Annotated in this window: 1 pseudogene; it reads left to right on the forward strand. The window is 39.3% G+C overall.

Going from position 1 to position 440, the window contains the following annotated elements:
- Window positions 1-440, forward strand: a pseudogene (locus V7Z60_RS10135) (glycosyltransferase); the annotation flags it as partial.

Here is a 440-nt window from a genome sequence, read left to right on the forward strand (position 1 = left end):
TATTCTTTGATGAGCAAATTAGGCGTCGACATGGTGCCTAATTCAGCTGATTACCGATTGCTCAGCAAACGAGCAACTGAAGGATTATTACGTTTTGACGAAAGAAATCTGTTTTTAAGGGGTATGGTGCCGCTTGTCGGCTATACTTCAGATAAGGTTTATTATGCGAGAAAAGAACGTTTTGCTGGTGAATCAAAGTATCCGTTAAAGAAGATGATTAAATTTGCGATGGATGGCATTACGTCATTTTCGACCGTGCCGATCAAGCTGATCATGAATCTTGGTTTACTGGTTGTTTTAATCGGAATTGGGTTATTTATTTATTCAATTGTCCAAAAAATCAACGGAAACGTTGTCAGCGGGTGGACTTCGCTTATTACGTCAATTTGGGTGCTTGGTGGCATTCAATTGATTTGCTTGAGCATGATTGGTGAATATGT

The sequence above is a fragment of the Ligilactobacillus sp. genome (assembly GCF_036846325.1).
Lineage (GTDB): Bacteria > Bacillota > Bacilli > Lactobacillales > Lactobacillaceae > Ligilactobacillus.